Origin of the sequence: Clostridioides sp. ES-S-0108-01, from assembly GCF_020662285.1 — a bacterium.
In the GTDB taxonomy this organism is placed as follows: Bacteria; Bacillota; Clostridia; order Peptostreptococcales; family Peptostreptococcaceae; genus Clostridioides.
Map to the genome: position 1 here is coordinate 12,803 of NZ_JADGMN010000020.1, position 15,509 is coordinate 28,311.

Annotated in this window: 11 protein-coding genes; all 11 read right to left on the reverse strand. The window is 25.4% G+C overall.

Annotated features, from left to right (window positions below):
* Positions 1–61: 61 nt before the first annotated feature.
* The gene (locus tag IR152_RS20310) at positions 62–2,734 is read right to left on the reverse strand and encodes a CDP-glycerol glycerophosphotransferase family protein (protein WP_227452841.1); all 2,673 of its coding nucleotides are present in this window, start codon (positions 2,732–2,734) and stop codon (positions 62–64) included.
* Between the two features lie 30 nt (positions 2,735–2,764).
* Entirely contained in the window at positions 2,765–3,586 is an 822-nt protein-coding gene (locus IR152_RS15600; protein WP_227452842.1) for a glycosyltransferase, read from the reverse strand.
* A 16-nt stretch (positions 3,587–3,602) separates the two neighbouring features.
* Complete coding sequence (locus tag IR152_RS15605) at positions 3,603–5,795, reverse strand: CDP-glycerol glycerophosphotransferase family protein (RefSeq protein ID WP_227452843.1); 2,193 nt, start codon at positions 5,793–5,795, stop codon at positions 3,603–3,605.
* 29 nt (positions 5,796–5,824) lie between these two features.
* Positions 5,825–6,565, reverse strand: coding sequence for an ABC transporter ATP-binding protein (locus IR152_RS15610; protein WP_227452844.1), 741 nt, complete (start codon positions 6,563–6,565; stop codon positions 5,825–5,827).
* 14 nt (positions 6,566–6,579) lie between these two features.
* Positions 6,580–7,356, reverse strand: a complete 777-nt coding sequence (locus IR152_RS15615; RefSeq protein WP_227452845.1) for an ABC transporter permease — start codon at positions 7,354–7,356, stop codon at positions 6,580–6,582.
* A 123-nt stretch (positions 7,357–7,479) separates the two neighbouring features.
* Positions 7,480–8,421, reverse strand: a complete 942-nt coding sequence (locus tag IR152_RS15620) for a glycosyltransferase family 2 protein (protein ID WP_227452846.1) — start codon at positions 8,419–8,421, stop codon at positions 7,480–7,482.
* 78 nt (positions 8,422–8,499) lie between these two features.
* The gene (locus IR152_RS15625) at positions 8,500–10,128 is read right to left on the reverse strand and encodes an O-antigen ligase family protein (protein ID WP_227452847.1); all 1,629 of its coding nucleotides are present in this window, start codon (positions 10,126–10,128) and stop codon (positions 8,500–8,502) included.
* Between the two features lie 12 nt (positions 10,129–10,140).
* The gene (locus IR152_RS15630; protein ID WP_227452848.1) at positions 10,141–10,608 is read right to left on the reverse strand and encodes a tetratricopeptide repeat protein; all 468 of its coding nucleotides are present in this window, start codon (positions 10,606–10,608) and stop codon (positions 10,141–10,143) included.
* Positions 10,609–10,797: 189 nt separating this feature from the next.
* Entirely contained in the window at positions 10,798–12,669 is a 1,872-nt protein-coding gene (locus IR152_RS15635; protein WP_227452849.1) for a cell wall-binding repeat-containing protein, read from the reverse strand.
* Between the two features lie 32 nt (positions 12,670–12,701).
* Positions 12,702–13,409 (reverse strand): PIG-L family deacetylase, encoded by a 708-nt coding sequence (locus tag IR152_RS15640; protein ID WP_227452850.1) that lies wholly within the window; start codon positions 13,407–13,409, stop codon positions 12,702–12,704.
* A 107-nt stretch (positions 13,410–13,516) separates the two neighbouring features.
* On the reverse strand, positions 13,517–15,388 hold the full coding sequence (locus IR152_RS15645) for a cell wall-binding repeat-containing protein (RefSeq protein ID WP_227452851.1): 1,872 nt from the start codon (positions 15,386–15,388) through the stop codon (positions 13,517–13,519).
* Positions 15,389–15,509 lie beyond the last annotated feature (121 nt).

Sequence of the window (15,509 nt, forward strand, 5' to 3'; positions counted from 1 at the left end):
TTACATTTATTTAAATATTATCAATTTAAATCTAAATATACATAATATCTTTTATAAGTAATCATATTTTTTTTATCTCATCATATATTCTTTGGCAATTTTCAGCATCTACATATCTATAAAAATTATTTACACGATTTATATATTTTGTCTTCATTTCGCAGTTATTTTCTATATATTCAATTATCAAATTAATTAAATCATTATATTCATAACAAACTTCACCAAATCCCATTGTATCATAATCAAAATATCCTCTTTTATATGTATGAGTACCGTCCTCAAATATTTCTCCTTTATCGTACTGATAATAGATAACTGCTTTTTTTAAAAATGCAAAATCAAACACTACTGAAGAGTAATCTGTAATAAATAAACTAGATTCAGAGAATAATTTATTATATGTAGTTGTTTTATCTTTAAACAAAACAAAATCATTTTGTTTAAAATCTTTAAGCTGTTGTTCAATATTTGGATGGGGAAAAAAAACTATACTATATCCATATGTTTTAGCATATTCTATTAATTTTTTATCATTTATTAACTTATTATATACTTTAAAATAGATACTTTCTTTAAAATTTTCATTATATTCTCTTTTACCTGTATTTATATTAAGATTATTGACAATATTCTTTCTCCATGTAGGAGATATAACAATTTGTTTTTTATTAGAATCATGAAGATAATCATACCTTGCCAACCCTGTTAACTTAACAATGTCTTTATTGTAATAATAATTTTCATTTAATATAGCATCATATTCTTGTTCTGCAGAAGTTATAAATAAATTAATATTTTTATTATATCTATTTAACCATGAAGATAAATCATCTTTTATTATGCCATGTTGTAAAAAAACAAATTTAAAATCAATTAAGTTTTTCAAATATCTTCCTCCACTTTCTAAACCACATCTTATGTTATCTTCAATATGAGACGAAATAACTTTATCTGCTAGTATTAAGAATAACTTATGCCTATAGGAATTAAAGTTTAATACTTTACCTAATTTTTTTATTCTTTTATAATCCTTCGACTTTTTATCAATTACAAAATATTTTTTAATATTATCTTTTTTGTTCAATGTATATCTAAATAAAGCTTCTCCATTATCATCAGCCATATCAACCCTATCCATTATTAACCATATTTCTTTTCTTTTTATATTTTTTAATATATATGAAAAAATTCTTAAAATGACAATTTTATACTGTTTTCTTCTATAAAGTTCTTGTATAAATCTAACTTCTCTACCCAACTTAGATTTTAAAGTCTTTCTAATAACAGAAAATCTTCCTTTTTGGTAAACTACACAAAATCCATTATCTATAAAATAGGATTTCTCAACATCAGAAAATAACCGAACGAATTTATTAAAATTTGGTTTTATTTTTATTTCAGTTTCATTTGATTTTATAAACAATTCAATTTCTGTACTTTGTACATTTTCTAATAATGGAATACTCATTAAAAAGTATTTTTTTTCCATTATAACTTCATCTAATGAATGTTTTTGACTTTTAACATTGTCCAATATTTCAGCTTTATATATCTCAGAATTAGCTTTCGCTATTATTGTAATATTTTCTGTTTTAAATAATTTTATATCTGCTAAAAATCCTTCTATTATTAATTTATTATTATCTATATGCATAAAGTCTATTTTAGGTTTAAAATCAGATAATTTATAAATAAAACTGTCATGAATGCCATAATATATATCACATTTATCATTTATTTTATTTAACCTCAAGTTATTTCCATACTTTAAATTCATACAAAATAATTTGTGCTCCAGATAAATATACTTTTGTTGTATTATAATAGAGTCATCTATATCTGATAAAACATATTTTATATTTTCTTTAAAACTTATTATTTCCTCATCATTAAATATATCATTACTTAGATTAGATATAATAAATCTCCACTGTAAATCATACATTACTAAGTATTGTACATATTTTGGTATAAAACCAAATTTAGTTTTTGAATAATTTAAAATATCTATTGAAAAATTAATTATATATTCATTATACCATTCTTTTCTACTAACTCCATTTTGAATAGCAGACGTTAAATTTCCCCTTCTTCTATAGAAATATTTTGCATTTGAAACAATCCCAAACTTACCTTTTTCTAATAAAATCTTTGTAATAAATTTTGCATCCTCTGCGTAACTTAAATTTTCATCAAATAACATTTTTTTAGTAATATCTTTTTTAAAAAAAGAACTAGATGCACTTAATTGTATTGATTTATATTCTTTAAATATATCTATAACTCTATTTTTATTAAATTTTTCATTAAGTATGTGCTCTCCGTTTTCTAAGTCAAAAAAATATAATGGTATAGATACAAAATCTATATCCTCATAATTATCTTCAAAAAAACTATAAACCTCTACAAGTACATTTTCATCAAATTTATCATCAGAATCTAAAAAGTTAATGTATTTTCCTTCTGCTAATTCTATACCTTTATTTCTAGCTGAAGATACACCACCATTTTCTTTATATATATATACGATATTATTTGGATATAAATCTTTATACTTTAAACAGATTTCTTCAGAATTATCTAGACTTCCATCATTAACTAAAATTATTTGAACATCCGCTTCAAAGTTTATCTTTTCTTGATTTACTATACTGCGTATAGTACACTCTAAATATTTTTCAGAATTATAAACAGGTATAACTATTGAAAATTTAAAATCATAATCGTTCACAATTTTTACCCCTTTTCTAAAACTTTGTCATTATATTTTAAACATTACTTTTTTTAGGAATTTTTTTACTCCATACTTATTTATGTATTCAAATACTACACTAAGTTTTGACTTTCTTATATAACTACTATTCTGTATATAAATAATATATTTATTAAAAATTAAATTTTCATATTCTTTCATGCTATCTTTTTTATTTTTTAACAATTTTCTATCATTAGGTATATTATAAATAGATGTAACCGCATTCAAAAAATAAAATTCAGACTCAATACTATATCTTATCCATAATTCCCAATCCTCTAATAAATGAAATCTTTCATCCATTCCTCCATACATTTCATATAATTTTCTTCTAAACATAACAGCTTGTATAGGAAACATATTTTCAAAAAATATCTTTTCTTTATTCAAAGGTTCATTATATTTTTCAAATTTTTTTACAGCAATATAAGTTACTTGTTCTCCTATGTACTTTATTTTTTGTTCATATGAACTTGAATGTACAGCATCATATTCAGCATATTCATCTAAAATATTAGCAAGTAGTTTAACATGATTAGGCAAGAGAATATCGTCATCATCAAGAAAATTAATATATTCTCCTTTAGATACAGCAAGTCCTATATTTGCAGCTTTCACTCTTCCAACTTTTTCTACAGTTGAATAATAGTTTATATTTAACTCAGCAAACTCTTTATATATTTTTTCTTTAGATTTTTCTGGACCATCCTCTACAATAATAATTTCAATATTTTTGTATTCTTGGTTTTTGATACTTTCTAGCGCAATTCTAAGAAACTCATACCTGTCGTGAGTCCTAATTATAATCGAAACCATTTTTTCACACATAAACTCATACCCTTAATTAAAGTTTAACAATTTCATTATATATTCTTTCACAATTTTTATTGTCATGCACTTTAAAAAAATTATCCATCCTTTCATAATACTTAATTTCCAAATCAAAATCATCATTTATAAATATTTGCTTTAAATAATTTATAATCTCTATTTCTTTATCAAATACAGGACCAAATCCATTTTCAAAATAATCAAAATATCCTTTTTTATAATGTCTTTCAAAAAAATCTTTTCTATCAAATTGATAATATATTACTGGTTTCTTCATATATGCAAAGTCAAAATAAACACTAGAGTAATCAGTTATTAATAAGTTAGAACTTTTTATTATATCTTGTAATTCAATTTCACTACTATTTGCAATGATAATATTTTTACTCCTTGAATTAAAATAAGGTTTATATATTTGAAATTCATGATGAAGATAAAATATAAGAGTATAATTGTTAAGTTCCAAAAAATCAATTAAATCATCACTATTTATAAAGCTATTATAAACCTTATAAAAACTAGAATTTAAAAACAATCTATCATCACATTTATTTTTTTTAGATAAATACTTTCTCCACGTGGGCATTAATAAAATTTGATTCTTATTCTTAAATTCATGAAGATTATCAAATCTAGCAAGCCCTGTATATACAACTTCATCTTTGTATCCAAATTTAGATTTTACATAATCATACTCATACTTTGCACCACAAATAAATAAATCAAATTCTGTATATTTTCTTCCCAATATATCTACTAAATCATCTTTAATTATACCATGTTGTAAAAAAATATATTTTTTTCTACCTAATATATCTGAAAGATATTTATTATAAATTTTATAATTCCATGGTTCTATAGCTCCTTTATGAGCAGTTACAAGTTTTTTAGATAGTATAAACAATATCCCATGTTTAAGAGTATAGGGTTCAATCACAGGTCCTAATTTATTTACTTTATAAAAATCTTTCTCATTTTTCTTACTTATCAAATAATATGCATTTATATTTGGATGTTTTTCTCTTAAATACTTAAAAAATACATATCCATTATCACTAGCATCATTTCCTCTCTCAGATATTATCCATACATTTTTATACTTGGGATTTGCTTTCATAAATATAGATAATATAATTGATGCTAGAATAAGAACTAGTTTCTTTAATATATTTAAAAATCTACTTAAAAAGGAAAATAAATTTTTATTCTTTAGTTTTAGAATTAATATCTTTATAAAAAATATATTAAAATTATTACTTTTCACTATAATATCAACAAGTTCTATTAAAAATATATCATCTAATTTATCTATTGATTCATTTGAAGAATTCTCAAACAATACTTTACTTTTTTTAAATAGTTTATCTTTTTCTTTTTTAGTAAGAATCCTTTTACTAAACATATTATATAAAAATACCAAATAAGTTTTCATATTAAACCAATCTATCATAAACTTATATTTAGGATACTGATCTATCAAATTATATAATTCTAAATTTAAATTTAAATGTTCAAAATAATTTTTCTTTTTCTGTAAATAATTGTCAGACTTAGAAATATTCTTCTTATATTCTCTTTTTCTGTAATAGTATTTACATTTGTTGCTAATATAGATTTTATTCGCATTAAAAGTTGTTAATACTGATACCAATACATCTTCAAAACCATTTATTGGAAACCTTAATTCTTTAAATAATTTTTTTGAAAATATTTTATTGCATACAGAAGTTGCAAATATTATTTCGGGTATATTACATATCTCAGTAACTACCCTTTCCTTTTCGAATATCTTACTTGATAAATTTCTTTCATATGTATTACCAAATTTACTATAATATAAATACTCATATATAAACAAATCACATTTATTTTCTTTAATTTTTTTTAAAGCTGTCTCATATGTATTTAAAGAAATAAAATCATCTGAATCAACAAAGGTTATATACTCTGCTGTAGCATATTGCAAACCATCATTTCTTGAATTAGCAGTTCCTCCATTCTCCGACCTATTAAGAATCTTAATTGATTTATATTGCTTAGCATATTCATATGCTATTTCTACACTTTTATCAGTAGAGCAGTCATTCACAATAATAACTTCAATATTGTCAACCCCTAATGTTTGATTTACTATGGAGTCTAAGCATTCATGTATATAGTCCTCTACATTATACATTGGTATAATAACACTTATTTTATATGACATATTTCTTTTATCTCCTCCAGTTAAATAAATTATCTATTTAGATACTCATTATACATATTACAAATTTTTTCTGAATCTCCAACTATCTTTACTTTTCCTTTTTCCAACCAGACTACCTTAGTACATAGACGTCTAATTTGATCTATTGAATGTGATACAAAAAGTACTGTAGCATCTGATTTTATTAGTTCTAACATTTTATTTTCACTTTTATTTCTAAATCTACCATCTCCAACAGATAATACTTCATCAACAATTAATATTTCTGGTGTTTTTATCGTTGCTATAGCAAACCCAAGTCTAGCTTTCATACCAGAAGAATAATTTTTTATAGGAGTATCTATAAATTCTCTTATCTCTGCAAAGTCAATTATATTATCTATATTTTCATTTATAAACCTTTTACTATATCCTAATATTAATCCATTTAATGTTATATTTTCCCTACCAGTAAGCTCATTATCAAACCCTGCTCCAAGTTCTAAAAGAGGTGATACTTGACCATTAATTTCTAGTGAACCTGTAGTTGGTTTTAGTACACCAGAAACCAGTTTTAACAATGTACTTTTACCAGCTCCATTTAATCCAACAAAGCCAACAACTTCACCTTTATGTATTTCTAAATTAATGTTATCTAATGCAACAAAATTTTCATATTCTACTTCTTTTTTAATTTTTTTTATAAAATATTCTTTAATTGAGTTTATCTTTTGAGTTCCCTTTCTAAAGTGCATAGATACATCTTTTATATTTATTGTAATATTACCCATAATTAACATCTCTCCTAAATATATAATATAAATTTATCTTGCTTCTTGTAAAAAAAGAACAATCCTATTATTAAATATACTACACTATAAAAAGCACATAAAATAATGTTGGTTGTAGATGTAATATATCCATTTAATATGCAATCTCTAAATACACATATGGCAGGATAAATTGGATTTAATTTCATAAAAAAAACAAACCTTGGGTCTACAATATTTGGAGAATAAAATATGGCTGACATATACATAACTATAAGTAATACAACTGAATATATGTGTTCCATATCTCTAAAAAATACATTCACTGTAGACAAAATTAATCCTATACCAAATGATATAATGAATAAAGTCACTAAAGGATATATAATAAGTAAATTCATAGCACTAAATTTAACACCAGTAACTATCATAACCAAAAATAAAGGTATTAAAGATATAACAAATATTATAAATGTTGACATAACTTTAGATAAAGGATATATGTACTTTGGAACATATATTTTCTTTATTAAGGAACTTCTTCCTGTTATTGATCTCATAGATTGATTTGTAGATTGTGAAAAAAAATCGTATAATAATCTTCCTGAAAGACAGTATACCGGAAAATTTTCTATAGAATTTTTAAATATATTTGAAAATATAAAAGTTAACACAAGCATAGTCATTAAAGGATTTATCATACTCCATAGTATACCTAAAAAAGAATTTCTGTATTTTAATTTTATATCTCTTTTAACAAACTCATAAAGCAAGGGTTTGTATCTCTTAAATGTTATTAAGTATTTATTCATTTTTACACTCCTGTAACTTGATTAAGTATTTAATTTTATTATTATTATTTAAAGTCAACTAAGCATATTTTGTTTTTTAATTAAAACTTAGTCTTATAAATTAATATCATACTTAAATTGATTTTATAATTTATTTTCTAATGTAGAAAACTCTTTGACATTAAAATAAAAAGAATGCATACTCATTTTCTTAACAAGTGAGCTTGGTAATTTCTTATAATTTTTTCCAAATCTATATCCAATAAATTTAAAACCACTCTCTATTATCAAATATGGAATCAACCATATCTTATTATTTCTAATTAGGTATTTTAATCCTTCTTTTACAAACTTAATACCTTCAGATTCAGATTTTATGTTCATAAAATAGCTATTAGTATCTGCAAATACAACTCCGATATCAAAATTTCTTTTAAACTGTTGAATGTAAGTGTATTTATGTGAATGTAACACTCTAGCACTAGATGCATAATAAATATTTTTATTATTTTGTATAAACTTATATGCTATTATCATGTCTTCATTCATTATCATATTTTCTGGAAATCCATTAACCTTAAAAAATTCCTCTCTAAGATATGCTGAACATACATTGCTAAAGAAAAAAGTTTTTACACCTAAAACACTAATATCTTTTTTAGACTTAACTATATCAACATCTCCATAATTAAAGCTTCTAGAAAACACTTCAAGTACACTTGCATCCAGATTTGGTAATTGTCTAGCATATGAACATACTGCACTTTTTTTCAAAAGTGGATTTATTAGTTCCTGTATAAGTGTGCTATCTTCTGGCAAAGCATCTTGAGTCATAAAAACCAATATATCACCAATGGCTAATTTAGCTGCTTCATTCCTAGTTTTTCCATGATTAAATTCATTTTGTTTTATTTGAAAAAATTTTACTATATCATACTTCATACAAATTTGTTTTGTTTTATCATTAGATTCTGTATCTATCACGATTATCTCAGATGGTCTTATAGTTTGATTCAATAATCTATTTATAAGACTATCCATATACTGCTCTGCATTTCTAGTTGGTATTATCACACTAACTTTCAAACTATATACCCCCAAATATATTTAATAGTAATACTAACAATTTTTGAATATAAAACAAGTTATCATATATTTTTTAATTTATTTTGTATTATTTTCGTTTTTTTCAAAAAATATTTTATTTGCACTTAATCCGGCAAACACCCAAAAAATCAAAGATGTTCCAACAAAACTATCATTAAGTATCCCTTGTAAAGCATATGCTAATACAGCAGCTGCAAAAATATATGTAAATTTATCATTCACTTGATCTACATACTTATAAAATGTATTTCTTAATAATGATATTATAATTCCTACCAAACCTATTAAACCAACTAAGCCACTACCATAGGCAACCTCAACATACCAACTATGGGTTTTATCTATAATCTCTCCATATTTACTAACAGCTCCAGACTTGTCTTCATTAATAAGTCTATATGGAAAAGTATCAAATCCATTCCCTATCACTGGGTTTTCATTTATAAATTGTAAGGCCCTGCTCCATATATTCAAACGATCTGTACTAAGCTCATTTAATTTATTGAAAATATGTGAATCTTTAATACTAGATATATTGGTACTTGGATTTTCTGATAATATTTGTTTTTCTTTATTTAAAGTATAAGAAAACACTATAGTTGAAATTGAAACAATCGCAACAAAAAGTATCGTACTATAATCAAAAAACTTCTTATTATTTACATATTTTAAAACAAATATAATCCCAATAAATAGTACTAAAATCATTGGTATTATAATAACTGATATACTATTTAATTTTGCAAATATAGCAAATGTCTCATCATAAATAGATTTTTTATACATACTTAGTAACAAGTAAACTGCTCCATTTAAAACTAACATAATAGAAGTGTAGATAGTTAACTCTTTTTTCTTTATAAATCTCCATGCTAAAACAATTATAATTGGAGTTAAGACTAGTGATGTTAAAAATCCACCTAATGAGTTTGATGTAACCACTATAGTAAAAGATATAATAGTTCCTAATAATGCTAAAATTTTCTTTATATGTTCTTCTTCAAATAACATATATACAAAACTCATACTATAAGTCACTGCTGAAATACCACTCATAAAATTAAACTGGTATAGAGTTGTCCAAAATGTTCCTGTAAATGTTCCTCCATTTCTACTACCAAGTATAAACTGTACAAAACTATTTTTTAGAACATCAAATCCGTAGAAATTAGCCAATACTAAAAATAAGTTTATGATTAGAAATGGAAATAATCCAAAATAGAAATATTTGAAATATTTTTCTTCTATTTTTATATTGTACAAAGTAAAAAATATTACTATATAGCAAAACCAAGAAAGTGCACCTTCATATCTATCAAAATTTCCAAACAATGCTATATCCTTATACTTAGAAAATATTGGGGATAAAATTACTCCTATTGCTAATATGAACAATATTATATTAATTTTTTTTCTTTTAAATTCTTCTTTCAAAAATATAATTTTATACATTGATAAAACAAAAACTATAAAAGTACCAATATATAAAACCATTGCCTTGTAAAAATTAAATAGTTCAACTTTTCGCCCTGTAGAATACATTGTTAATGTATAAATAGGACTATATTGTGTTGAAGTATGTATATGTGTTATTATTGGAATAATACAAAGCATAATTAATACTATAAATAATATTATTCTATTTACTACTTCAATTTTTTCTTTCATATAATATTTATCTAACATACGCCTCTCCCTTTAATTAATTTGAGATAATATTTTATTAGTTATATCTTTATATTCATTTGGTATACCTACTTTTTGTGCTTTTTCCAGTAAATTTCTTGCCATTTCCTTATCTTTATTTTCTATAGCAACTTCTGCATATGATACTAAAAAAGGTACCTTATTTTGCAAATGTATATATGAATCATATGCTTCTTTAAACTCTTTTTGAGCTTTATCATATCTTTTTGATACTTTATACAAATCAGCCTTTGTAATATATAAAATATCACTTTGACCATACTTTTTCTCTATACTTTCAATACCTAATATAGCTCTATCTAATTCTTTTCCTGTTTGTATTGATTGACTAGCTTGAACATATATATTATAATCTTTTTTCCTTTGAGAAACTTCTGACTTCGCTTCATATACAGAAAAGCCAAAACACGCAATTGCTAATATCGAAACTCCCAATATGTACTTATTTGTAATATTCACAGTCACTACTCCTTTCTTATACATTTTTCATCATATTTCCCTTAAACATAGTATACACTAATTTTGTTGTTATGAAAACTTTGTTTTAAATAACAATTACAAATAAAATATGAGATATTTTATTTATTTACACTAAAAACTAACTTAATGTATAAACAAAACATCTCATATTTTTCAATTCCATCTATATCATAATATAACTCTTGCTGTAGCAGGTGAAGTGGTTGATGTCGTATAACCATCATCTACAGAATATTTTGTTCTTCCCCACTTAGTTACTTTATTATTTGATATTTTTACTTCTACAGCTTCAATATAACTTCCATCTACCGCACTAACTTCAAAGCTATTTTGACTATCAACTTCAATCCATAAAGATTGATTTATCCTATCTCCAACATCCATAGGTGATGGTTTTGAGCTAACTACCCTGTAGTAAATTTTATGTTCTGAGCTTTGAGGTTTTGTAGAAATTGTTAGACTCACTCTATTTAATTTTGCTGGTGAACAAGCAGAAGCTGACACAGATATTCCTTTAGCAGAAGTACTATCAGTTACAGTATTATTATCTGGCTTTTTTCCACTTATAGAAGGTTCTTCACTTCCACTTACAGTATTTATCTTGCCATTATTTTTTATTATAGTATCAGATACACTGTTATTAACTTTATTTATCTGACCATCATTAACAATATTAACATTTTTAGCATTATCTGCTATTGTTAAAAGCCATATATCACCCTCTTCTTTATTATTTATTCTACATCCATTTCCATCATACACTGAAATTGAATCAATACTTCCTTCATTATTTAATGTATCGTTTTTTATATCTTCTATAACTAATTCATTGCTTAGATTTGACTTGGAATCGATATTAATATCTCCATTTGGCATATTTACAGTAATTTTATCAGTAAAATTTCCAATAAGCTCTACAGTTATTGCTTTTTTTGTATCGATTTTAAAAGAAGAGCTTATTGAACCATCAGCTTTGAATTTTATTATATCATTTGCATCTGATTTTTTTATAGCTGACTCGAATTCAGATACATTTTCAGCATTAAAATTAGTTGTTTCTTGCAAATCCTTAAGTTCATTATATGCATCTTCGTTTCCATTTCCACCTACTTTTGTTATTTTAGCAAAAATTTTAGAGTTCAAGACATCCTTTTGTATAGCATCTAATTTTTTTCCTACTAGTATTAATGGTGAATTATTTTTAGCAGCTAATACACCCACGGAAAGTGAATCAATTAAATCTCCTTGTTTTTTCATCCCATCTTTAGTAACATAAAGATTTTTTAACTCTGTACTTTTATAAAATTCCTGTATAACTTTTGCATTAGTTTCATTTCTATTACTTCCTGATATCCTTTTACTATTTGGTAGATTTTGTTCTATGGAATTAGAAATAGAATATACACCACCAATTATATAAGATGTTTTTATATTTTGTTCCTTTATAAATTTATCCGCTATTTTTGTACCTTCATTTGAATCAGAAAGTATTATAGGCATATTATCTTGAGCTGCTGCTGCACCAACACTTACTGCATCAGCAAGTCCTTTTTCACCATTTACAACAACTATTTTATAAATATCTTTTTCTTCATCTAATCTCTCTGCCAATCTTAAAGATGTTTCATATCTATTATCTCCTGATATTCTTTCAAAATTTATTCTCTCTGATTTTAATTGGTTTTCAATATTTGAATCTAAGGTGTTTTTCCCACCAATTAAATATACATTCTTTACACCTAACCTCTTTAACTCTGATTTTGTTCTAGCATCTAATTTATTACTTTGAGTTAATAAAATAGGAGCATTTTTCAATTTAGCAAAAGGAGTTGATGATAAGGCATCTGCTATTGAATTATCATTTACTAATATAGCACTATCTGCTTTTGACCATCCATCTTGGCTAATTTTTATTGCAGTTTCCCATCTTCCAGAACCTGTTAAAGTATTTGTTATCAAAGCATTTGAGGTATTAATTGATACTGAAATTACTAAAATTGATAAAGTTAATATCGATATTATTTTTTTTGAAACTTTCATAGATTACTTCCTCCCAATATTCATAAAATGTTTTATGGAGCATGAACATACTGTATTTTATTTAATGCTAACTCATCAAAATGAGATTTTACTGAATGGTATCCTATAGCATAATGCCCACTTTCAGGATTCCATTTTTTATATGAATTCATTGCACTTAATAACTTCTCCTCTTGACTAGGTAACACCTCCCATACTTCTATACTTGGATTAACTTTTTTAAAATCATTATAGTCATATGGCTCTACATAAAATCTTAAGTCTTTTATTTTCCCTTCCTGATATAACTCTAATGCAGCTTTTCCTAATGCTCTATGGTCTTCATGTATTCCATTAGCCTTAAATGGAGTAACAGTCTTTACTTTCGCATCTGGATATTTTTTTAAGTACTTAAGAATTATTTCCTTTGCTTTTTCCTTATTTAACGCTCCATCATGAGCTCTATTATCTTCTATATGTATATTACTTTCTTTTACACCCATTGCTTCACAACTATCCTTAAATTCTTCATCTCTATCTTTTGAAAACTCACTTTCCGCTAGAGAATACTTATGTACATCTTTAATATGATAAGAGCATGTTCCCCCATCATCTAAAACTTTTCTTATTATTGATTTACTTCCATCTGTACATAATATAACATGTGTATCACTCTTTTCAACATGTTCAATTATAGCACTCCCCATACTTAAAGTTTCATCATCTTGATGTGGTGTAAAAAATAAAGTTGCATCTACCACTACTGCATCCTCCTATTTCATAAAATGTTATAATTTACAATAAAATAGCATGACTATAGAAAAAGATTCCTCTATTTATTAAGGAACCTTCTCCACAGTATAAGTTATTACCAACCTAGTATCTTAGCTATCTTTTGTATTACTGTCAATTCAACTCCATTACCTATTTGAGTTACTTCTGCACCAAGATTTAATTTTTTACTAAGGGCACCCTTTTGTGAGTCTGTTACATCAGTTTTAGCCAGAAGTATCGGACCTTTACCTGCTGCTAGAGGTCCTGCTGCCAATGCATCTACTAACATACTATTATTTCCATAGCCATCTTTTGCTATATATAGTTTATCTAATTTGTTATAATATGTTTCTATAACTTTAGCATTGGTATCGTGTCTTGTTTCTCCTTCAACTCTTTGAACTTTTCTATCTTTATCAACATCAACAAGTTGATTTTCAATTTGGCTAGGTACATTGTTAGAACCACCAACTATGCCAATCTCTTTTCCATCCATCAATTTAATAGCTTCTGCTGAGAGATCATTCCAACCATTTACTATTATAGGAGCCTTAAGTTCAGCAGCTTTAGCAGCTATACTCATAGCATCAGCCTCCCCTTTTGCACCTACTACAAATGCATCTTTAAAAGAACCCATAGCTTTTGCTACTGCTACAGAAGTCGTATGTCTATCATCTCCAGCTAATCTTTCAACATTCTTAGTTACTGATTCTAATTGCTTTTTAGCTGTATTTGATACTGCTGATTCTCCACCTACTATGTATATTTTAGCAGATGGGCTCTTCTTAATTATATCTTTTACATAATCTAAAGTTACTTTTGGTATTTCACTATCAGATGCCAACAGTATAGGTGCTTTTTTAAATTGGGCTAGTGGTGTAGCTGCTAACCCATCAACTAATTTATTTGAATTAACTATAACTACATTTTCAGTGTATTTTGTTTGTTTTGCTATAGCTACTGCAGTTGCATATCTATCGTCTCCAGCTATTAATTTAACCTTTGAATTTCCTTCTAATGCAGATTTAGCATCTTTTAAATCTTTTTCATTAGTACTTTCTACAGTAAGTTCTATCGCTTTTCCAGATGTATCAGTATATTTAATAGTAAATTTATATTTTCCTGTTTCTGAATCTTTTGCTGAAATATCACTAACTGATTTTGATGTACCATTTGCCACCATATTACCTTTAACAGTTAATCTATATCCATCATATAAATCTTGTGGTGAAACTGTATTTAAATCACTATTTTTTATAGTTATTTCAGCTAATTGAACATCATCAATATTTTTAGCTCCTGCTACACCTAATTTACTTATGTTGCTTACTTTAAACGCTTCTGCAGAGGGGTCTAAATTTGTTCCATTTGAATCAACTGGATTAGCTGTTAAATCAACTTTTTCATCGCCAATCCCAACTTCTATAGTTTTAGAAGTTACTGTTTCTATTTTATCCCTTAAAGTTATAACTAATTTATCTTTAGCACTATCATACGACGCTTTTACATCTGCAACTTTATAAATTCCATTCGTTTCAGTTTTAGCTTTTTCTGTTATTGAATTAGCTTCAGCTGAAAGGTCTGCTGAATTTTCATACTTTTCAATTGCTTCAGCAACCACTTCATTTGCACTGTTTGTTACATGCCCTTTATCTTTTATCGTTACAAGAAGTTCTTTATTTTCTCCTAATGAATTTACTAACTTTTCTAATTCATCTATATTAGTTATTATATTTAATTTTGATGAAGTTTCACCAACCTTTATTTCATATATTGGTTGTCCAACTTGAGAACCTCCAGTATATTTTTGAGACATTAAATCTCTAACTTTTGAAACTAATTCTGTAGCTTCTTTTTTAGTTATTGTTTGTTCTTTTACCTGTGTAGTTTCCGCAGCAAAAACTGGAGTTACTGATGTACTTATCATTGCAGCTGCCATAACTACTGAAAGATTTTTTCTATTCATGGTATTTTCCCCCTAAGAAATTCAATTTTTTATTAATTTTTCCTTATTTACCAATTATAATATATATCTGACATTATTTCAATAAATAGGATTTATTGTAATAACTGATAATAAGGTATAA